The sequence below is a fragment of the Fictibacillus sp. UD genome (genome assembly GCF_043558025.1).
GTDB lineage: Bacteria > Bacillota > Bacilli > Bacillales > Fictibacillaceae > Fictibacillus.
On sequence record NZ_JARUHH010000005.1, the window covers coordinates 19,874 to 40,859 of the forward strand.

17 protein-coding genes are annotated in these 20,986 nt (G+C 42.0%); 14 read left to right on the forward strand and 3 right to left on the reverse strand.

Annotated features, from left to right (window positions below):
• The first annotated feature begins 18 nt into the window (after positions 1–18).
• The 3 genes from P8610_RS09925 (at position 19) to P8610_RS09935 (ending at position 1,770) form a co-directional block, all read left to right on the forward strand.
• Complete coding sequence (locus tag P8610_RS09925) at positions 19–324, forward strand: YerC/YecD family TrpR-related protein (protein WP_066242834.1); 306 nt, start codon at positions 19–21, stop codon at positions 322–324.
• 418 nt (positions 325–742) lie between these two features.
• Entirely contained in the window at positions 743–1,165 is a 423-nt protein-coding gene (locus P8610_RS09930) for a MarR family winged helix-turn-helix transcriptional regulator (RefSeq protein ID WP_394604253.1), read from the forward strand.
• A gap of 74 nt (positions 1,166–1,239) precedes the next feature.
• Positions 1,240–1,770 carry an NAD(P)H-dependent oxidoreductase gene (locus tag P8610_RS09935; RefSeq protein ID WP_394604254.1) on the forward strand — a complete coding sequence of 177 codons (531 nt, stop codon included), beginning with the start codon at positions 1,240–1,242 and terminating at the stop codon, positions 1,768–1,770.
• Position 1,771: 1 nt separating this feature from the next.
• Here the strand turns inward: P8610_RS09935 and P8610_RS09940 are convergent, their stop codons facing one another.
• The gene (locus P8610_RS09940; protein ID WP_394604461.1) at positions 1,772–2,305 is read right to left on the reverse strand and encodes a GNAT family N-acetyltransferase; all 534 of its coding nucleotides are present in this window, start codon (positions 2,303–2,305) and stop codon (positions 1,772–1,774) included.
• A 161-nt stretch (positions 2,306–2,466) separates the two neighbouring features.
• On the opposite strand from P8610_RS09940, the gene P8610_RS09945 reads away from it, so the two are divergent.
• The 10 genes from P8610_RS09945 to gatB all read left to right on the forward strand — a co-directional run bounded on the left by P8610_RS09945 (position 2,467) and on the right by gatB (position 15,334).
• Positions 2,467–3,159, forward strand: coding sequence for a heptaprenylglyceryl phosphate synthase (locus P8610_RS09945; RefSeq protein ID WP_394604255.1), 693 nt, complete (start codon positions 2,467–2,469; stop codon positions 3,157–3,159).
• Between the two features lie 70 nt (positions 3,160–3,229).
• On the forward strand, positions 3,230–5,470 hold the full coding sequence (pcrA, locus tag P8610_RS09950; protein WP_394604462.1) for a DNA helicase PcrA: 2,241 nt from the start codon (positions 3,230–3,232) through the stop codon (positions 5,468–5,470).
• 21 nt (positions 5,471–5,491) lie between these two features.
• Entirely contained in the window at positions 5,492–7,498 is a 2,007-nt protein-coding gene (gene ligA, locus P8610_RS09955; RefSeq protein ID WP_394604256.1) for an NAD-dependent DNA ligase LigA, read from the forward strand.
• A gap of 42 nt (positions 7,499–7,540) precedes the next feature.
• Positions 7,541–8,752 (forward strand): CamS family sex pheromone protein, encoded by a 1,212-nt coding sequence (locus P8610_RS09960; RefSeq protein WP_394604257.1) that lies wholly within the window; start codon positions 7,541–7,543, stop codon positions 8,750–8,752.
• Positions 8,753–9,315: 563 nt separating this feature from the next.
• Entirely contained in the window at positions 9,316–10,863 is a 1,548-nt protein-coding gene (pruA, locus tag P8610_RS09965; protein WP_289497342.1) for an L-glutamate gamma-semialdehyde dehydrogenase, read from the forward strand.
• Positions 10,864–11,036: 173 nt separating this feature from the next.
• Entirely contained in the window at positions 11,037–11,393 is a 357-nt protein-coding gene (locus tag P8610_RS09970) for a DUF3905 domain-containing protein (protein ID WP_289497340.1), read from the forward strand.
• An 88-nt stretch (positions 11,394–11,481) separates the two neighbouring features.
• Positions 11,482–11,736 (forward strand): YciI family protein, encoded by a 255-nt coding sequence (locus P8610_RS09975; protein ID WP_289497339.1) that lies wholly within the window; start codon positions 11,482–11,484, stop codon positions 11,734–11,736.
• Positions 11,737–12,127: 391 nt separating this feature from the next.
• Positions 12,128–12,418, forward strand: coding sequence for an Asp-tRNA(Asn)/Glu-tRNA(Gln) amidotransferase subunit GatC (gene gatC, locus P8610_RS09980; RefSeq protein ID WP_394604258.1), 291 nt, complete (start codon positions 12,128–12,130; stop codon positions 12,416–12,418).
• A gap of 15 nt (positions 12,419–12,433) precedes the next feature.
• Positions 12,434–13,891 carry an Asp-tRNA(Asn)/Glu-tRNA(Gln) amidotransferase subunit GatA gene (gene gatA, locus P8610_RS09985; RefSeq protein WP_394604259.1) on the forward strand — a complete coding sequence of 486 codons (1,458 nt, stop codon included), beginning with the start codon at positions 12,434–12,436 and terminating at the stop codon, positions 13,889–13,891.
• A 12-nt stretch (positions 13,892–13,903) separates the two neighbouring features.
• Entirely contained in the window at positions 13,904–15,334 is a 1,431-nt protein-coding gene (gene gatB / locus P8610_RS09990) for an Asp-tRNA(Asn)/Glu-tRNA(Gln) amidotransferase subunit GatB (protein WP_289497336.1), read from the forward strand.
• Positions 15,335–15,373: 39 nt separating this feature from the next.
• Here gatB and P8610_RS09995 read toward each other — a convergent pair whose 3' ends face one another.
• Both P8610_RS09995 and P8610_RS10000 read right to left on the reverse strand, forming a co-directional pair.
• Positions 15,374–16,744: a short-chain fatty acid transporter gene (locus tag P8610_RS09995; RefSeq protein WP_394604260.1), complete on the reverse strand. Its 1,371-nt coding sequence runs from the start codon at positions 16,742–16,744 to the stop codon at positions 15,374–15,376.
• Positions 16,745–16,873: 129 nt separating this feature from the next.
• Positions 16,874–17,707 (reverse strand): TetR/AcrR family transcriptional regulator, encoded by an 834-nt coding sequence (locus tag P8610_RS10000; protein ID WP_394604261.1) that lies wholly within the window; start codon positions 17,705–17,707, stop codon positions 16,874–16,876.
• A gap of 94 nt (positions 17,708–17,801) precedes the next feature.
• Here P8610_RS10000 and P8610_RS10005 point away from each other — a divergent pair, with 94 nt between their 5' ends.
• Complete coding sequence (locus P8610_RS10005; protein WP_394604262.1) at positions 17,802–20,885, forward strand: efflux RND transporter permease subunit; 3,084 nt, start codon at positions 17,802–17,804, stop codon at positions 20,883–20,885.
• Positions 20,886–20,986 lie beyond the last annotated feature (101 nt).

Consider the following 20,986-nt stretch of genomic DNA (forward strand, 5'->3'; position numbering starts at 1 on the left):
AAAAGGAGTGCATGTTACATGCAAATTGATAAACTGCGAGGAAAAGCGCTAGATCAGCTGTTTGAATCAGTTCTATCGCTAAAAGATATGGAAGAATGCTATCGTTTCTTTGATGATCTTTGTACGATGAACGAGATTCAATCTCTTGCGCAAAGACTTGAAGTAGCACGCATGCTGCGTGAAGGAAAGACGTATCACAAGATCGAGAGTGAAACGGGTGCGAGTACTGCGACGATTTCACGCGTAAAACGCTGTTTGAATTTCGGAAACGACGCTTATGCGATGGTGCTCGACCGCGTTCATGAAGAGGAAGAAGCGAAATAACCTGCCAATGTGGTGGGTTTTTTTTGTTGGGGCTTGCTGTGCTTGCTGTAGAGAGCATGTCGATAAATGTCGAGGATTGTAGACTCGTGGATAAACGCCTAAAACTTGTGGATTGAAGGCCAAAACTCGTGGATTGAAGCGAAAAACTTTTGGATTCGAGACTAAAACTTTTGGATTCAACCTCCAACACGATCGTTTCAACCTCTGTAAGACTACTATAATGATTGATTTGTAAGCTTGGCAATCGCCAAGCTCCCTAATTTGGTTGGATTTCGTGTACTGTTACTAATGCTATTTATTTTAGAGCTGTTTTTTTAGCGCAAATGTCCAAAACGATTTATTATTCATTGACTTTACATGCTACACAATTTATAGTTGTATGTACAAACAACGTATCAAACGTAAAGAGGTGCAATTAATGCCCGAAAAGTATCTAGAAAACTGCTTATACTTTACTGTAAACAAGCTTTCTCGCATCATTACAAAAATGGCAGAGGAATCGTTCAGGCCGACTGGGATTTCTCCGACGCATGGTTTTCTTATGATGCTCGTGAACAACAAACCAGGAATCTCACAATCGGAACTGGCGGAAGAACTTCATATGACGCCAAGTACAATTACGCGTTTTGTGGATAAGCTTGTCGTTAAAGGACTTGCAGAACGCAAAGTGCAGGGGAAGATGTCGCACATTCATCCAACACAAGCTGGCATTGAGATCCAAACAGAACTCGAGAAAGCGTGGAAAAATCTTTACCGAACTTACTCTGATATTTTAGGAGAAGAAGAAGGGAAAGCACTAACAAAAGCTACGCATCTTGCAGCAGGGCAGCTCGATTCATAAATGAGCGCTCTTTTACTATTATAGTTGTTTGTACAACCAAACGTAATTACTTAAAACATAAAGGAGACCTATAAATGAAAAAAACATTAGTCATCATCGCGCATCCCAATCTTCAAACATCTACCGTAAACAAAAGGTGGGCTGAAGAAATCGAAAAGCAAGACCATGTAACGGTACGTAAGCTTTACGATCTTTACCCGGATGGAAAAGTAAACGTTGAAGAAGAACAGCGCATGCTGCTGGAGCACGATCGCATCGTACTCCAATTTCCGTTCTATTGGTACAGCTCGCCGTCACTGTTAAAAGAATGGCAAGATGCTGTGCTTTTATATGGATGGGCATATGGACCTGGTGGAGATTCACTTCATGGAAAAGAGTTAGTGATTGCGATTTCAACAGGAGGTCCGCAAGTTTCTTATCAAGCAGGAGGCTACAACCACTATTCGATTAGTGAACTGCTGCGACCGTTCCAAGCGACTTCTAATTTAATCGGAACTCGTTACATTGCGCCATTCGTATTCCATAGTGCGATTCGCGCATCAGAGGAATCGGTTGAACAAAGCGCAGCAGAATACGTCTATTACGTTTTAAATCCTGAAATATAATTTAGTTAAATTCATTTTTCATCAAGCTCATCTGGACTTGGTCGCGGCAATTTCCGCGGATCCATTCAGCCTGCCGGACAACTCCTTCTGCCTGAAAGCCGAGCCGGCGGGCGAGCTTGATGCTTTTTTCATTTTGAACCGCGGCGCGAAGCTCAACACGGTTCAGCATTAACGTATAATACGCATACATAAGCATTCCTCTTACCGCGCGATGAGCGATTCCGCGTCCCTCAAATCCTGTACCAACCCAATAACCGAGCATGCCGGACTGGTTGTGCCATTTTAAATCATACAAAGCGACAGAACCTGCTACTTGTCCGCGATACCAAATAAACAGAACGGTATCGGTCTGTTCTTTCATCTTTTTATTTACTGTTTTAATAAACTGTTTCATTTCACCGTTTGACTGTGTATAATCCACCCAGCTGATCCACGGGCCTAGGTGCCGCCGTGAATGCTCGAGCAATCTGTAAATGGCATCTGATTCTTTAACGTCTGCTTGCTTTAGCATGATTTCATCGTCAATATGCCACATAAGCACAGGCATTCCTCCTAAAAACGAGTATGAACTTCACAATCTTTCCACATGATGAATCATAGAGTGAGAACTTTATTTTTGATATAATGCAGAAGTACAGAATCGGCCTGTTGTAAATAGCAGGCACGGGTTGTTTTAAATAGGAAAGGAAGAACACAATGTTTGATTATCGTAAATGGAAGCATGTGTTTAAGCTTGACCCAGATAAAGAGATCAGCGAAAGCGACCTTGAATTGATTTGTGAGAGCGGAACGGATGCTGTTATTGTTGGCGGATCTCTTGGGGTTACGCTTGATAATACATTGGACCTTATGTCGCGCATCCGCAGATATGCGGTTCCTTGTGTGCTTGAAGTATCCAACATTGAATCACTAACACCAGGGTTCGATTTTTACTATATACCTACCGTATTAAATGCGAAGGATGCTAACTTTATAACAGGTCTTCACACAGAAGCTTTAAAAGAGTTCGGTGACATCATGAATTGGGACGAGATTATTACAGAAGGTTACTGCATCTTAAACCCGGATTGTACGGCAGCTGAGCGATCGAGTGCTGACACGAGTCTCTCGGAAGATGATGTTGTAGCATATGCCCGCATGGCCGAGAAAATGTTCAAGCTTCCGATCTTTTATTTGGAATACAGCGGTACGTATGGTGATGTTAATATTGTAAAAAAAGTGAAGAACGTGCTTGAAGATGCTGTTTTATATTATGGCGGCGGGATCACATCAGCTGAACAAGCGGGTGAGATGGCAGAATTCGCTGACACGGTAGTAGTCGGGAACATCATCTATTACGATCTAAACGCAGCTATTGAAACGGTTAAAGCCGTTAAAGGTAAAAGTTGATAAAATCTCAAAAATGAGTGAAAATAAATGAAATAAGAATATATGTTCGGGCGGTGAAGTGAAAATGAGTATGCATCAAATGATTGAAAAGCTATTAACAGGACTGAATCCTGAGCAAAAAGCAGCGGTAAAACATACAGACGGGCCATTGTTGCTGATGGCTGGTGCCGGAAGCGGCAAGACGAGAGTGTTAACTCATCGTATCGCTTATTTAATGATGGAAAAAGAAGTGGCACCATGGAATATCTTGGCGATCACATTTACGAATAAAGCAGCAAGAGAGATGAAGGAAAGGGTCGCTAAGATCACTGGACCAGTAGCAGAAGAGATCTGGATTTCTACGTTCCACTCTATGTGTGTTCGTATTTTGCGCCGCGACATCGATCGAATCGGAATTAATCGTAACTTTACGATTTTGGATGCGACAGATCAATTGTCTGTTGTAAAAGCGGTATTGAAAGATTTGAACTATGATCCGAAAAAGTACGAGCCTCGCGGAATCTTAAGTGCCATTTCATCCTTAAAAAATGAACTGAAAACGTCAGCGGATTTTGCAAAGGTGGCGAACGGCCATTTTGAAGGTGTTGTGAGTGAAGTTTATGAAGGCTATGAAAAGCGTCTAAGAAAAAATCAAGCCTTGGATTTTGACGACCTAATTATGACGACGATCCACCTTTTTGCGAAGGTTCCTGAAGTGCTCGAGTTTTACCAGCGCAAGTTTCAATATATTCACGTGGATGAGTATCAAGATACGAACCGCGCGCAATATATGCTCGTTAAGATGCTTGCAGACCGATTCCGCAACCTTTGTGTTGTAGGGGACTCCGATCAGTCGATCTACGGCTGGCGCGGTGCGGATATCGCAAACATTCTATCCTTTGAAAAAGACTACAATGATGCTGAAGTCATTTTATTAGAGCAAAACTATCGTTCTACGAAAAAGATTCTTCAAGCTGCAAACAAGGTAATCGAAAACAACATGAATCGTAAGCCGAAGAATCTTTGGACAGACAATACAGATGGCGCTAGCATCACGTATTACCAAGGTGACGATGAGCAAGGCGAGAGTTATTACGTAACAGGCAAGATTCGTGAAGCTGTAACTTCTGGCAAACGTTCTTATAATGACATCGCGATCCTGTATCGAACGAATGCCCAGTCCCGTGTTATCGAGGAAGTTTTGATTAAGTCGAACATTCCTTACAACATCGTTGGCGGAACAAAGTTCTATGACAGAAAAGAGATCAAAGACATCCTTGCATACCTACGTCTTATTTCAAATCCTGACGATGACATTTCACTTCAGCGTATCGTGAATGTACCAAAACGCGGAATCGGTGCTTCATCCATGGATAAAGTGGCGCAATATGCAGCGAACAATGACCTATCCATGTATCAAGCTCTCCAAGAAGTTGAGCAGATCGGTCTAAGTGCCCGTGCAACGAACTCTTTAAGAGAGTTTTCTGAGTTTGTAACGAACTGGACGCGCCAGCAGGAATATCTTTCTGTGACAGAACTCACGGAAGAAGTGTTAACGAAGACAGGTTATCGCGACGCACTTAAAGCGGAGAAAACGATTGAAGCACAAAGCCGTTTAGAGAATATCGATGAATTTATTTCCGTAACGCAAGACTTTGAAAAGAAGCAGGAAGACAAATCGCTGATCGCTTTCTTAACAGACTTAGCACTTGTTGCAGATATCGATAAGCTTGATGAAGATGCAGCAGATGATAAGCCGAAGGAATCGGTTGTGCTTATGACGCTTCACTCTGCAAAAGGTTTGGAGTTCCCGGTTGTTTTCTTAATGGGGCTTGAAGAAGGCGTGTTCCCGCATAGCCGTGCACTTTTTGAGGAAAACGAGATGGAAGAAGAGCGCCGTCTGGCATACGTTGGAATCACCCGTGCAGAAGAAGAGCTTTTCTTAACAAATGCTAGAATGCGTACTCTTTATGGCCGTACGACGACGAATCCGGAATCGCGTTTTATCGCTGAGATTCCTGCTGATCTGATTGAAACGGAAGTAAAAGAAAAACCTTCTGTTCCTTGGGGCGGTGGTGCTCGTTCAGGTGGAGGAGCAACGCCAACATTCATGGCACCGAAAAAGAAAATGGTTACACCTGTCTATCAATCTTCTGGCGGGGAAAAACTGGAGTGGAGAGTAGGCGACAAAGTCAAACACCGTAAATGGGAAACAGGAACGGTTGTGAGCATGCGTGGTGAAGGTGATTCACTGGAACTTGATATCGCATTTCCTCAACCAGTTGGTGTAAAAAGACTGCTTGCTAAATTTGCCCCGATCGAAAAAGCGTAACGAAAGAAGGAGTGGAACGGGTTGAACGAAGAACATGCGAAAAAACGCATCCTGGAACTCCGGGACATGCTGGAAAAATACAATTACGAATATCACGTACTCGACAAACCGTCTGTACCTGATGCTGAATATGATCAGCTGATGAAAGAGCTGATTGAACTTGAAAACAATCATCCAGAACTCCATGACGAGCATTCGCCTACATCACGTGTAGGCGGTGCTGTTTTGGACTTTTTTGAAAAAGTCGAGCACACTGTACCGATGCTGAGTCTCGGCAATGCCTTTAATGATCAAGATCTGCGTGATTTTGACCGGCGTGTACGAGATGGTGTTGGTTCTAATGTTTCATATGTGGCTGAATTGAAGATCGATGGATTGGCCGTGTCCCTTACTTATGAAGATGGCCGTTTTATAAGAGGCGCTACGCGCGGTGACGGCACAATCGGTGAGGACATTACGAATAATTTAAAAACGATTCGCTCTATCCCGTTTAAGCTGAAAGACCCTGTGATGCTCGAAGTGCGCGGTGAAGCGTTCATGCCGAAAAAGTCTTTTCAAAAGCTGAATGCCCACAGAGCAGAAGAAGGACAAGAGCTTTTTGCGAACCCAAGAAATGCAGCAGCGGGTTCATTGCGTCAGCTTGATCCGAAAATTGCTGCAAGCCGTAACCTTGATATTTTCCTTTATGGTGTTGGAAAGCTTGATGGCCATACGGTCGATTCACATGACGAAAGCTTAACGTACTTAAGTCACTTAGGTTTTAAAACAAATCCTGAGTGGAAAAAGTGCGGGAATATAGAAGAAGTCATTGAGTATGTGAATAGCTGGCAAGAGAAGCGTCCAGACCTTCCATATGAAATCGATGGTATTGTGATTAAGGTAAATTCTTTGTATCAGCAAGAAGAGCTAGGGTTTACAGCGAAGAACCCGCGCTGGGCGATCGCATATAAGTTTCCTGCTGAAGAAGTGGTAACAAAGCTTGAAGGAATCGAGTTGAATGTCGGCCGAACAGGTGTAGTGACACCGACTGCATTGCTGCAGCCCGTTTTAGTAGCGGGTACGACTGTAAAGCGTGCTTCCTTACATAATGAAGACTTGATTCGGGAAAAAGATATCAAGATTGGTGATTATGTAGTTGTGAAAAAAGCGGGCGACATCATTCCAGAAGTCGTAAATGTGATTACTGAACGCCGCACGGGTGATGAAACCGATTTTAATATGCCGACAGAGTGTCCAGAATGCGAAAGCAAACTTGAGCGATTAGACGGTGAAGTAGCATTGCGATGCTTAAATCCGCAGTGTCCGGCACAGATCCGTGAAGGGTTTATCCACTTCGTTTCCCGCAATGCGATGAACATTGACGGACTTGGCGAAAAGGTAGTCGCACAGCTTTTCAAGGAAAAATTAATTGAGAACTTTGCAGATTTATTCAAGCTAGAGCGCGATAAACTGTTAGAATTAGAACGTATGGGTGAGAAGTCAGCAGACAATCTGCTTGCTGCGATTGAAAAATCAAAGGAAAACTCATTAGAGCGTCTTCTTTTCGGTCTAGGAATCCGTCATGTCGGGGCAAAAGCCGCAAAGACGGTCGCGCAGCGCTTTGAAACGATGGATGGCTTGATGAGTGCTTCTAAAGACGAACTTTTAGCTGTAGAAGAGATCGGTGAAAAGATGGCTGACTCGATTCAGCTTTACTTTTCAAAGCCTGAAGTAAAAGAACTGATGGAAGAATTGAAAAATCTCGGCATGAACATGGAGTATAAAGGGCCGAAGCTTGTAAAGGTTGAGGATTTAGATACACCTTTCGCTGGGAAAACCGTTGTGTTAACGGGTAAGCTTTCAATCTTAACGCGTAATGATGCGAAGGAACAACTTGAGCGTTTAGGAGCGAAGGTGACCGGAAGCGTAAGTAAGAATACAGATATGCTGATCGCGGGTGAAGATGCAGGCTCTAAGCTTGATAAGGCGAAGACGCTTGGCATTGAAATATGGGATGAGCAAAAATTGGTGGACGAGCTTAACAAATAAGATTGGCGAGAGCTAACCAACAATATTAGAGGAGTGTCCGTAATGATGAAACGGGTTGGACTCCTTTTCTTAAGCACTGTACTTGTTTTGACCGGCTGTTTGGGGAATGATGAGCTGGAAAAAGAAGAAAAGGTCGTGCAAGAAAAGGGGAAAAAGGAAGAGAAAGCGATTATTACAGGGGAGATTAACACTGGTGAAAAGTACTATCGAAGTATTTTTCCGTTCGAACCAGGTGGAGCCCGTGGTGTAATCCGTTTTGGTGTTGATAACCGTCTAGATATTAACGAGTTTGAAATGGGCTTAATGCGTATCGCACAAGACACGTTCAACACGGACAAATATTTTTTCCAAGAAGGACAGTTCCTCAATGAGCCAACGGTAACAAACTGGCTAAGAAGAGCTGATGAAGAACCAGGAAAAAGCAAGAGTGAGTTTGACCAAACTGGTCTGAACCCTAAATTAGGTGCAAAAGTAGCCCAAAGTGATAGTGGATATGTTGATAAGATACTTGAAGCAAACAAGAACAACCCTAAGTACCTTTCCTATGTACTTGAGCATAACTATCTTGTTCAAAGCGGTGACGGCAAAGTAAAACTTGGCGGTGTTGTAATCGGTTTGTCTTTTAACTCAACATATTATTACAATGTGAACAAAGATAGCCTAATCTATCCCGGTGAAGTAAAGCTTGACCGTGCCAAGGTAAAACAAGAGGCGCAGAAAATTGCCGGACAAGTGGCGAGCCGTTTACGTACGGATTCAAAACTAAAGGATGTGCCGATCGTTTTCGCTCTTTATCAAGAAGAAGAGCGCGACTCTGTAACTCCAGGAAACTTTTTTGCGTCAGGTGTTGTAAAAAAAGGAAGCAATTCGATCAGCTCATGGGAAGACGTGGATGAAGACTACCTATTGTTCCCATCTGATACAGCTTCTAAAAAGAAACGCAGTGATTACGAGAAGTTCACGACGTTTAAATCAAAGGTTCAAGAATACTTCCCGAACTTTATCGGTGTAATCGGAAAAGGGTTTTATAAGGACGGAAATTTAGAGCGTATGACGATCGAAATTCCTGTTCAGTTCCGCGGTAAAGCAGAAATCATTTCCTTTACCCAGTTCGTTGCGACTTCAGCGCTGGGAGAGCTGCCGAATGTGCCAGTAGAGGTGTATATTGGCTCAGCCGTTGATCAGCCAGAAGCGCTTATCGTAAAAGACGAAACAACGCAAGAAGAGCCATTTGTGCATATTTATCGTAAATAGGATTTTAGAAAGCCCGCTGACGTAAAGGTTAGTGGGTTTTTGCTTTGCTGTTTTTGAAGGTGCTGATTTCCGCTCCAGGATGCTCGCTTTCCAGGGGGCGTGCGGTGAGCCTCCTGGAAAGCATGCGATGGAGTGTGTGCTCCTGCGTCTACAAGTAATTCCTATCAAAGCTGGCTTCCTCGTCGCATGCCTTGCGAGAAGTTTCTCAGGTAGTAGGCACACTGATCCCCTAGGAGTCTCGCACCTTGCGCTCCAATCAGTTTCTCAAAGAAGAAAATACTGAAAATCCTTAAACATCTGAAATTCAAGGTCATTGGAAAAATCTACTTCAAGAAGGATAAAACTCATAATTATTCGCCTACTTACTACGAAAAGCATATAAATTCACACAAAAGCTTTACTAATCATTCATCACAAAGAAAAAAGATGCACAAAAGGGCTCTATCCCTTGAAAATAAAGAATTCTGACTATTTTCTGTTTGTTTGAACAAAACGTAATGTTCATGTAGAATGAACGTGGGAAACCCAATAATGAAAACGCTTTAATAGGAGGGGAATTTATTATGACACGTGAATACCGTCATGAACCATTTATGGACTTTTCAGTTCCTGCAAACAAGGAAGCTTACGAAGCAGGCTTGAAACTTATTAACTCAAAGCTTGGTACAGAGTTTCCGCTTGTTATCGGCAGTGAAAAAATCACGACAGACGAGAAGATTGTTTCTATAAATCCAGCTAACAAAGAAGAAGTGATTGGATCTGTTTCTAAAGCGACTCAAGATCATGCTGAGCAAGCGATGCAAGCTGCATTAACAGCTTTCGAATCTTGGAAAAAGTGGGATCCTGAGCACCGCGCGAACATCTTATTCCGTGCAGCAGCGATCATCCGCCGCCGTAAATATGAATTCTCCGCTATGCTTACAAAAGAAGCAGGTAAGCCATGGAAAGAAGCAGATGCTGACACAGCTGAAGCTATCGACTTTTTAGAATACTATGCACGCCAAGCGATCAAACTTAAAGCTGGACAACCAGTAGTAAGCCGCGAAGGCGAAATCAATAAATTTAACTATATTCCACTTGGAGTAGGAATCGTTATCTCTCCATTCAACTTCCCATTTGCAATCATGGCAGGTACTGCAGCTGCTGCGTTCGTTTCTGGTAACACGGTATTATTGAAGCCAGCGAACTCAACTCCAGTTATTGCAGCGATGTTCGTTCAAGTGATGGAAGAAGCAGGACTTCCTGCAGGCGTACTTAACTTTGTTCCTGGAAGTGGAGCAGAAATCGGTGACTACCTAGTAGACCACCCGAAAACACGTTTCGTATCCTTCACAGGTTCTCGTGAAGTTGGCTGCCGCATCTATGAGCGCGCAGCAAAAGTACACCCTGGCCAAATTTGGTTAAAGCGTGTAATTGCTGAAATGGGCGGAAAAGATACTGTTGTTGTTGACCGTGACGCTGATCTTGAATTAGCAGCTAGCTCAATCGTATACTCTGCATTCGGATTCTCTGGACAAAAATGTTCTGCTGGATCTCGTGCTGTTATCCACCAAGACGTGTATGATGAAGTTTTAGAAAAAGCTGTAGCTCTTACTAAGACTTTAACAATGGGCAACCCTGAAGAAGTTGGAACTTATATGGGGCCGGTAATCGACCAAGCTTCTTTCAACAAAATCATGAAGTACATTGAAATTGGTAAAGAAGAAGGCCGTCTGATGACTGGTGGAGAAGGCGACGACTCTAAAGGTTACTTCATCCAGCCAACAATCTTTGCTGATGTAGATGAAAAAGCTCGCTTGATGCAAGAAGAAATCTTTGGACCAGTTGTAGCTGTATGTAAAGCGCGTGACTTCGATCACATGATGGAAATCGCAAACAACACAGATTACGGTCTTACAGGTGCACTTCTTTCTAACAACCGTGAGCACATCGAGCGCGCGCGTGAAGAGTTCCACGTAGGTAACTTCTACATCAACCGTGGATGTACAGGTGCAATCGTTGGATACCAGCCATTCGGCGGATTCAACATGTCTGGAACTGACTCAAAAGCAGGCGGACCAGACTACCTAACACTGCACATGCAAGCAAAAACAACTTCAGAAACACTATAATTTCAAAATTGTAACCCTTTCTCGCCTGAGAAAGGGTTTTTTTCTGTGGGGAATTTCCTTTATAAGTCTTTAAAAAAATTTATAAGTCTTTACACAATCTGCAAACAAAAATGGATTATACAGCCCGCTTAAGGAGAAATTAATCGTATAACGATATGGAAGCAGGTGTGAAAATGTCAAAAGATAAAGAGCAAAAGAAGAGTCTTCCTGAAGTCGATCTAGATGAAACGATGCCGCACCAGATCAGTTCTCCAGACTTCAAGGAAACAGGTATGAAGATGCAAGCGCCATTTGTAAACGAACATGGCGTAGTAATCGGAGACAGCTTTTACGATTCGTCCAATTCTCCTCTCAACAACTGGAGTACGGACACGGATCCTGAAGTTATGGCAGGAGAAGAGTGGGTGCATCCTACGAACGATATCGGTTGGAACACAAATATGAACCGCGATCTCATCGAAAAGAAGTCACCGCCAAAAGAAGGCATGCTCCGGCATCCGACAAAAGATTCGAGCTACGGAAAAGACTAAAAACATTCGGTAAAGCAACCGGGTGTTTTTCTTTTGGTGTTCAACACTATGTAGTAAGATGAACATAACAAATAAGGAGGTTACAAACATGGCATATTTCGCAGCAATTTTACATATGGAAAAACCGGAACTCAACCAAGAATTCCGTCAGGCGCACCTTGATTACCTAGCAGAACTTGTGGCACAGGATAAGGTTCATTTAAAAGGACCATTCTTGGATGGAGCAGGCGGTATGGTGGTTTACAAAGCAGAGTCACTAGACGAAGCTCAAAACTTAGCGCAAGAAGATCCTTACGTAAAAGAAGGAGTGCGCCGCTTAGAACTTCATGAGTGGGGAATTTAAGTTTATTTTAGAAGATTTGAATACAAATATGGAAGAATCTACGTTAGAGTAGATTCTTTTTTCTATTCGAGGGAATTTCGGTGCTGTTTTATACTGCGCGAGCGCTGTCCTCAGGTGGTGACGGTGCAATCTCAGGTGGTCACGCTCGTCTTAGCGGTGTTTAAAGCCCTTTTACAGGTGGTAACAACCGATTTAACGGCGAACGCGTAATAAAATATAAAAACACGTACCGTAAAACGAGCGCAATCCTGAAACCAGCTACAAATTCAACAAAAACCCTCGAAAATAACTCAATTCCGTGAATCTTCCTTCCTCAAGTTGCTTACAGGGCAAGCTTTTTGTTATCATCAGAATAATACTTTTCGTATAAGAAGTCTTGGAGGTGGCATGCTTGTCTCGAATTTCGAAAGAACAAGTGAAACACGTGGCTCATTTAGCCCGTTTAGCCGTTACGGAAGAAGAAGCCGAACTGCTTACTGAACAATTAGATAAAATTATCGGGTTTGCGGAAGAATTGAAAGAACTTGACACAGATAACGTGGAGCCGACTACACACGTATTGGAACTGAAGAATGTCCTTCGTGAAGATGAAGTGAGAAATTCTGTATCAGTAGATGAGGCGATGAAAAATGCGCCAGCACAAAAGGACGGCCAGTTTAAAGTTCCGAACATTTTGGAGTAGGAGGAAAGACCACGTATGTCGATTTTAGATAAAAAGATCTCAGAACTGCATCAGTTATTACATACAAAAGAATTGAGTGTAACTGACATTGTGGATGCGACGTTTGACCGCATTCATCAAGTAGATGATAAGGTAAAAGCATTTTTAACATTAAATGAAGAATACAGCCGCATTAAGGCTAAACAATTAGATGAGAAACTTGTTTCCGGTGCTGATAGAGGACTGTTATTTGGTATGCCGATCGGAATCAAGGATAACATCGTAACAAAAGGGATTCGTACAACATGTGCGTCTCGAATTCTAGAAAACTTTGAACCAATCTATGATGCGACTGTTGTTGAACGCTTAAATCAAGCAGACACGATCACGATCGGGAAATTGAACATGGACGAGTTTGCGATGGGGTCATCTAACGAAAACTCAGGTTTCCACCCGACACACAACCCGTGGGACCTATCATGTGTGCCAGGCGGTTCTTCAGGTGCGTCTGCGGCGTCCGTTTCAGCGGGAGAAGTTCTTTTCTCGCTAGGCTCTGATACCGGCGGATCGATCCGTCAGCCAGCCGCATTCTGTGGTGTTGTTGGATTAAAGCCAACGTACGGCTTGGTTTCACGATATGGTTTAGTCGCGTTTGCGTCTTCGCTAGACCAAATCGGACCTGTAACGCGTAATGTTGAAGACAATGCATACTTGCTGCAAGCGATCGCAGGAAACGACCCGATGGATTCTACTTCTGCAAAAGTAGATATCCCTGATTATCTTGCCTCTTTCACAGGTGATGTAAGAGGGCTTAAGATTGCTGTGCCAAAAGAATATCTTGGTGAAGGTGTAGAACCGGGCGTTAAAGAACGTATTATGGAAGCATTAAAGGTGCTTGAGGGACTTGGAGCAACGTGGGAAGAAGTATCTCTGCCGCATTCTCGTTATGCTCTTGCAACGTACTACTTGCTGTCATCATCTGAGGCATCTGCTAACCTTTCGCGCTTTGATGGTGTTCGTTACGGACTGCGTTCAGATAACAGTGACAACTTGATCGAAATGTACAAGCAGTCCAGAAGTGAAGGGTTTGGTGAGGAAGTAAAACGCCGCATCATGCTTGGAACGTTCGCGTTAAGCTCTGGCTACTATGATGCTTATTATAAAAAAGCTCAAAAAGTACGTACGCTGATTAAAGAAGACTTTACGAACATTTTCGAAAAATACGATGTGATCATCGGGCCGACAACGCCATCTGCATCGTTTAAATGCGGTTCTATGACGAAAGATCCGTTAACGATGTACATGAACGATATCTTAACGATTCCGGTTAACTTAGCTGGTGTGCCTGCGATTTCTGTACCTTGTGGATTCTCAGATGGACTGCCGATCGGACTTCAGATTATCGGTAAGCATTTTGACGAGAGCACGATTTATCGCGTAGCACATGCGTTTGAGCAGGCAACAGATCATCATACAGAAAAGCCGAAGCTGTAGGGGGTGCAGAAGATGAGTGAATTTGAAACGATAATTGGATTAGAAGTACACGTAGAATTAAAAACAAACTCTAAGATTTTCTGCGGCTGTTCTACAAACTTTGGTGCTCCGCCGAACACGAATGTTTGTCCAATCTGCTTAGGACACCCTGGCGTGCTGCCTGTTGTGAACCATCAAGCCGTAGATTTTGCGATGCGTGCAGCACTTGCGCTAAACTGCGAAATCAATAGAGAAACAAAATTTGACCGCAAGAACTACTTTTATCCAGACAATCCGAAAGCGTATCAAGTGTCACAGTTTGATAAACCGATCGGTGAGCACGGCTGGATTGAGATTGAAGTTGGCGGAAATAAAAAGAAAATCGGTATTACACGCATCCATATGGAAGAGGATGCTGGAAAGCTGACGCATACAGCAGACGGCTCCCTTGTTGACTTGAACCGTCAAGGAACGCCACTTGTTGAGATCGTATCGGAGCCCGATATTCGTACGCCTGAAGAAGCATACGCGTATTTAGAGAAGTTAAAAGCGATCATTCAATACACAGGTGTATCGGATTGTAAAATGGAAGAAGGTTCGCTGCGCTGTGACGCGAACATCTCTATCCGTCCAGTTGGTCAAGAAAAGTTCGGAACAAAGGCAGAGCTTAAGAACTTAAACTCGTTTGCTTTCGTTCAAAAGGGACTGGAACACGAAGAGAAGCGCCAGCGTGAAGTAGTTTCAGCAGGAGGAGAAATCCTTCAAGAGACGCGCCGCTATGATGAAGCGTCAAAAACGACAATTCTTATGCGTGTAAAAGAAGGATCTGACGACTATCGCTATTTCCCTGAGCCTGATCTTGTGTCCATTTTTATTGATGAAGAATGGATGGATCGTGTGAAGTCTGACATTCCAGAACTTCCAGATGCGCGCCAAAAGCGTTATGTAGGTGACTTCGGACTTCCAGAGTACGATGCGAAGGTTCTTACGATGACAAAAGAGATGGCAGATTTCTTTGAAGCGACACTCACGGCTGGTGCAGATGCGAAGCAGGCATCTAACTGGATCATGGGTGAAGTGAGTGCTTATTTAAATAACGAAGGCAGAGAGCTCGATCAAACAGCTCTAACAGCTGAAGGTCTTGCTGGCATGATCAAGCTGATTGCAAACGGGACGATCTCGAATAAAATTGCTAAGACTGTTTTCAAAGAGTTGATTGAAAACGGTGGCGATGCAGAGAAAATTGTTAAAGAAAAAGGTCTTGTGCAGATCTCAGATGAAGGCGCAATCCGCGAAATCGTCGTGAAGATCCTCGATGCGAACGAACAGTCTGTTGCCGACTACAAAGACGGCAAAGAAAAAGCGGTTGGATTCCTTGTTGGACAAGTGATGAAAGAAACAAAAGGGAAAGCAAACCCTCCGCTTGTAAACAAGCTGATTGTGGAAGAACTGAAAAAGAGATAAAACAACAAAAATCCTCCTTTAAAGGGAGGATTTTTTTCTTTAATACAAAAAGAGCATAAGTACACTTGTAACTATACCAACCCAAATGCAAAGGATAAAGCAGTATCCCATGATGTCTTTTATCTTCAAACCAAGTACTCCTAAAAGAGGGAGAGCCCAGAACGGTTGAATTAAATTTGTCCATGCATCTCCCCAGCCCACAGCCATAGCTACCGTAGCTGGATCTACCCCAAGTTCTAAACCAGCTGGGATCTGGAGAGGACCTTGAAGTGCCCATTGACCACCACCAGAAGGAGCGAGCAAGTTCACTAATCCAGCTGACCAATATGTGAAAATATCAAAGGTTTCTTTAGATGCTATTGAAGACATCCATTCAATAATACCTGCTCCTAAACCAGAACTACCGAGCACCGCAATTATCCCTGCATAAAAAGGGAACTGCAGTATTATTGGTGAAATCGATTGGGTTGCTTCTTTAAACCCCTGAGCAAAATTGTTTAGTGAACCATGTAAAAGTAAACCAAGGGATAAAAAGAAAATATTAATTATATTTAAGTCCAGACTCCGGCCATTAAAAAACTCGTATGCGCAATAGAAAATTCCAATTATACCAAGGGTAATACCTAAAAAAGGTGTCCATTCAAGTTTTTCAGCAAGTGTTAAGTTTTGTTTAGAGGGTTTATCAATTGTTTCATTGGTAAAGTGACTTGGATTAAAACTTACAATGTTTTTCTTGGGAGCCATAAGTACGATTATAATAGGTAATGTAATTAGGAGTGATAAAAAAATAATGATGGTGGACGTACTGAATATTGTTTCAGAGGTAGGAATAACACCCATAACATCAGCAAGGAAGTGATCTTCTGTAGCTATGGTTAACCCGATTGAACTTGAAAGACCAGCGCTATATAAAGCAGTAGGAGCATAGGCGGCAGCTACTAGAAGAGGGAAATGAGCTTTAGAATTCTTCTTTGCAACTTCTTTAGCCATAATTGCACCTACAACAACAGCTAAACCCCAGTTTATGTAATAAGCTAGTGCACTGATAAGGAACGTTAGAATATATGCTTTTTGTGGGGAATTAGCTAATTTAGCGATAGATTGTAAAGTTCTATTCATAAAAGGAACACTTGCCAGAGTCATACCGGTAACCATTAATAATACCATCTGCATGGTAAAGGCTAAATAAGTCCAGAATCCATCTCCCCATGATTTAACAATCTCTTGGGGTTTAGTAGGATTAATGAAAAATGCTATAAGAAATACGAACAATGTAAGTAATACTGCAATAACAAATGCGTCAGGTACATACTTTTGAGACCAAGTAGATAAATAGTCAGCACTTTTAGTAAGGAATGTTTCATCTTTCCGAAACTTTTCTTTTTTAAAATTGAGTTCCGTGTTATTCATAATAGACAGCCTCCTTTCAAATTTATATATATAATTCTTCCTTTTACAAAATTATCCTTTTAAATTAAAAAAATCGCAGCGCTTTCGCTACGATTTAAATGTGATATGAACTGCGGTCGAAAGTTTATGCTATAACTCCAGATAATTCCGAAGTAAATAAGAGATTTGCTTACATTTGGGGTGGTCTTTAAGGTTTGACAGAAGCCCTTTTACTATAGCTGGACTTAAGCTTGGCTCTTGAACGTGCTGTTTCAGCAGAATTAAGGATTCATTCTCAGTAGACTCTTCAACTTCTTCTATTTTTTGTTCAATAATTTCGATGATCTGCTCCTTCGTACCTTCTTCTTTCGGCATTTCGTTAAATGATTGGTAAAGCTCTTCAGAAATAAAAGTTGTCTCAGAATGCCTCGCAAGCAAATAGGTCTTTTCTGCAAGTGACTGGCTTAATAAATTCAGGTCCAATGGTACGTTAAAGAATAAAAATAGATGTGAATAGGTATGCATGAAGCCTTTCACACAATAAATCAGATCATATTTTGTATGTCTGACTTCCTCGCCATATAAACGCTCCAACATCCCTAAAATAATTTTATCGATTAGTTTGTCATAGTGATGCATTTTAGTAATGAGCTCTTTGTTAACGGTTTGCGATTGTTCTTTTATAAAAATTTTGGCAAAATCAGAATGCTTTTGAAAGGAATGAAACGCTGCTTTGTAAAATTCGTTTAATAGATTTTTGTCGTTATTATGATTTTTGACTACATGGTCAATACCTGAGATGAATTCCAGCATAAAGTGATCTATCAGTGCAATGATCAATTCGTCCTTTGACTTGAAAGATAAGTAAAAAGCACCTTTGGAAATACCGGCATGTTCGGTTATCTGCTGTACAGAAGTTGCTTCGAAACCTTGTTTTGCAAAGAGTTCAAGGGCACTTTCCATAATTAATTGTTTTTTACTCATTTCATCGCTCCTAATATATTTCATTGACAAATGACCAACCAGTCATTAGTATAAGTAATTGAGTTTGATAAGTCAATTAGGGGTTGGTGGACTAATGAAAGGTTTAGTTAATTTCGTCCTGATGAATAAATTAGCCGTATGGCTGCTTACCATCATTATAACAGTTTCGGGTATCTATTCAGGCACACGAATGAATATGGAAACAATTCCGGATGTTTCGATTCCTTACTTAATGGTGATGGACGTTTATCCTGGGGCAACTCCAGAGAAAGTGATGGAAGACGTTTCCATGCCAATAGAGAAAGCGGTTGAAGGTCTTGAAGATGTAAAAGCCGTTTATTCGAATTCATATTCAAACATGTCAAATATTCAAGTGGAATATGAATACGGGATAGATATGGATGAGGCAAAACGCGAATTGCAATCTGCGCTTGATGCGGTCGAATTGCCGGAGACAGCACAAGAGCCGACCGTTACAGCGATCAGCATGAACATGATGCCAGTTGCTGCACTAAGTGTAAGTAGTACAAAAGAGGATATCGTTGAATTAACATCAACGGTAGAAGAGATTATTCTTCCTAAGATTGAGAAGATTGATGGTGTTGCATCAGCAAAAATTACTGGTCAGCACGTTGAAGAAGTGGACCTTACATATAAGAAAAATAAAATGTCTGAGTTTGGTCTAACAGAAGATAAAGTGAAAGAAATGATTCAAGCAAGCAACATGGCGGTCTCTCTAGGATTTTATGAGTTTGAAAAAGGTGAAGAAGCGGTAGCAGTTGACGGTAAGTTCATGACTACAGAAGAACTGAAGAACATGATGATTCCTGTCACACCATCTGCACAAAATCCAACCCCATTTGTAAAACTTAGTGAGATTGCAGATATCAAAACAGTCGGAAAAGTAGAGTCAGTCTCCCGAACAAACGGAGATGACGCTATCGCTATTCAGATTGTTAAAGAACAGCAAGCCAACACGGTTGATGTTGTAGACAGTGTCAAAAAGTTAATTAAAGAAGAAAAATCAAAAATAGATGGTCTTGTGATTGATGTATCTCTGGACCAAGGTAAACCGATAGAAGAGTCCGTAACAACCATGATTGAAAAAGCAGTATTCGGAGGATTAATCGCGGTATTAATTATCTTACTGTTCTTGCGTGATTTTAAATCAACGATTATTTCAATTATTTCTATTCCGGTTTCGATTTTCATGGCATTATTGATTCTTAATTGGATGGAGATTACGCTGAACATCATGACGCTAGGTGCGATCACGGTAGCGATCGGCCGGGTAATCGATGACTCAATCGTTGTTGTAGAAAATATATATCGACGTTTGCATTTGAAAGAAGAAAAACTGAACGGACGTGCGTTAATAAGAGAAGCAACTATTGAAATGTTCAAACCAATCCTATCATCCACATTGGTAACCGTTGCTGTATTCGCTCCGCTTATTTTTGTTGGAGGTATGGTTGGCGAGCTGTTCGCACCATTCGCGTTAACCATGACGTTTGCGCTAGGTGCTTCCCTGATTGTGGCCATTACAATCGTACCTGCATTATCCCACTTCTTATTCAAAAAGAAGTTATATAGTGAAAAGACAGAAGGCAACCATAAAGAAGCTGGTAAGCTATCAAATTGGTACAAAGGAATTCTTAACAAATCACTTAACCATAAAATTATTACTTCACTTTTAGCCGTAATTTTATTAGCGGGAAGCTTAGCATTAACACCAATTATCGGCTTCAGCTTCATGGGCAGTGAAGAAGATAAAGTTATGTATTTAACATACACACCTGAAGCTGGTGAGCTTAAGGATGAAACACTAGCAAACGTTGAAGAATTAGAAGAAGAAATGCTTAAGCGTGATTATATCGATATTGTTCAAATCTCTGTTACGGAAAACGCTGATCCGATGATGGCTATGGCGGGCGGCGGAGCAGGCGGTGCATTAATGTATCTCATCTTTGACCCGGAAATGGATAACTTCCCAGAGGTTCGTGAAGAGATAGAAGACTATGTATCAGAAATTGGTCAATCAGGAGAATGGAAGAGTCAGAACTTCGCAGCATCGACAGGTCCTGAGAATGAAGTCAGCTATACCTTTTACAGTGAGGATTTGAATAAGCTTAATAAAGCGGTAAAGATGGCAGAAGATGCCATGAAAAAGAACGATCAATTGGAGGATGTTACTTCAAGCGCGAAGGATGCGTTTGTTGAGCACACTTTTAACGTCGACCAAAATGAAATTCTAAAATATGGACTGACAACAGGTCAGATCGTAATGATGCTGAATCCTGTAAAAACGGATGATGTATTGACGACGATTGAAAAGGACGGTGATACGCTAGATGTTATCGTTCAGCAGGAGCAAACAAAACAGCCTAAATCGGTGGATGATATCTTGGCAAGGCAAGTACCGACAGCGCTTGGTACAACAATGCCGTTATCTGAGCTTGTAACAGTTGAAAAAGGAACAACGCTTAATACACTTGCCCGAAGCAAAGGGGAATACTACGCAACGGTTTCAGGTAAAGCAATAGGCGATGATATATCCAAAGCCTCTTCGGAAGTCCAAAAAGACATCGATAAACTGGATATGCCTAAAGGGGTTACAGTTGGAGTAGCTGGTGTGCAGGCAGATATGACGGAAACATTTACACAGCTTGGAGCAGCAATGCTTGCGGCAATTGCGATCGTATACTTCATTCTTGTCGTAACATTCCGTGAAGGTGTCGCACCATTTGCAATTCTGTTCTCGCTGCCATTTGCTGTGATTGGTTCATTTGTCGGTCTATTGATTGCAGGTGAAACCATCTCCGTATCTGTCATGATGGGACTGTTAATGTTAATCGGTATTGTAGTGACAAATGCTATCGTTCTTGTAGACCGCATCATCCATATGGAACGCGAAGGAATGAGTATGCGTGAAGCGATTCTCGAGGCGGGAGCAACCCGTCTTCGTCCAATCTTAATGACAGCCATCGCAACAATCGGAGCGTTAATTCCGTTAGCAGTTGGCTCAGGGGGAGGCGGGCTAATTTCAAAAGGTCTTGGTATCACCGTAATCGGAGGATTAGCAAGTTCTACGTTATTGACGCTGATCATCGTACCAATCGTGTATGAAGTTTTATCCAAAATCTTTAAGAAGAACCGAAAAGAAGTAGAAGAAAATTAATGAATAAGCCCTGCAAGTTGACAGTCAACTTGCAGGGCTTGTTGTTTTTATGTGTTCCAAAATTCTAACTCGAACAAAGGAAAAGCCAACTTTAATAAATT

Bases quoted from the DNA above. Each gene is read 5' to 3' on its own strand.
- P8610_RS09995 (WP_394604260.1), bottom strand. From the start codon at position 16,744: ATGAATAACACGGAACTCAATTTTAAAAAAGAAAAGTTTCGGAAAGAT.
- pcrA (WP_394604462.1), top strand. From the start codon at position 3,230: ATGCATCAAATGATTGAAAAGCTATTAACAGGACTGAATCCTGAGCAA.
- P8610_RS09970 (WP_289497340.1), top strand. From the start codon at position 11,037: ATGTCAAAAGATAAAGAGCAAAAGAAGAGTCTTCCTGAAGTCGATCTA.
- pruA (WP_289497342.1), top strand. From the start codon at position 9,316: ATGACACGTGAATACCGTCATGAACCATTTATGGACTTTTCAGTTCCT.
- P8610_RS09935 (WP_394604254.1), top strand. From the start codon at position 1,240: ATGAAAAAAACATTAGTCATCATCGCGCATCCCAATCTTCAAACATCT.
- P8610_RS10005 (WP_394604262.1), top strand. From the start codon at position 17,802: ATGAAAGGTTTAGTTAATTTCGTCCTGATGAATAAATTAGCCGTATGG.
- P8610_RS09960 (WP_394604257.1), top strand. From the start codon at position 7,541: ATGATGAAACGGGTTGGACTCCTTTTCTTAAGCACTGTACTTGTTTTG.
- gatA (WP_394604259.1), top strand. From the start codon at position 12,434: ATGTCGATTTTAGATAAAAAGATCTCAGAACTGCATCAGTTATTACAT.
- P8610_RS09925 (WP_066242834.1), top strand. From the start codon at position 19: ATGCAAATTGATAAACTGCGAGGAAAAGCGCTAGATCAGCTGTTTGAA.
- P8610_RS09945 (WP_394604255.1), top strand. From the start codon at position 2,467: ATGTTTGATTATCGTAAATGGAAGCATGTGTTTAAGCTTGACCCAGAT.
- P8610_RS09930 (WP_394604253.1), top strand. From the start codon at position 743: ATGCCCGAAAAGTATCTAGAAAACTGCTTATACTTTACTGTAAACAAG.
- P8610_RS09975 (WP_289497339.1), top strand. From the start codon at position 11,482: ATGGCATATTTCGCAGCAATTTTACATATGGAAAAACCGGAACTCAAC.
- P8610_RS09940 (WP_394604461.1), bottom strand. From the start codon at position 2,305: ATGTGGCATATTGACGATGAAATCATGCTAAAGCAAGCAGACGTTAAA.
- P8610_RS10000 (WP_394604261.1), bottom strand. From the start codon at position 17,707: ATGAGTAAAAAACAATTAATTATGGAAAGTGCCCTTGAACTCTTTGCA.
- gatB (WP_289497336.1), top strand. From the start codon at position 13,904: ATGAGTGAATTTGAAACGATAATTGGATTAGAAGTACACGTAGAATTA.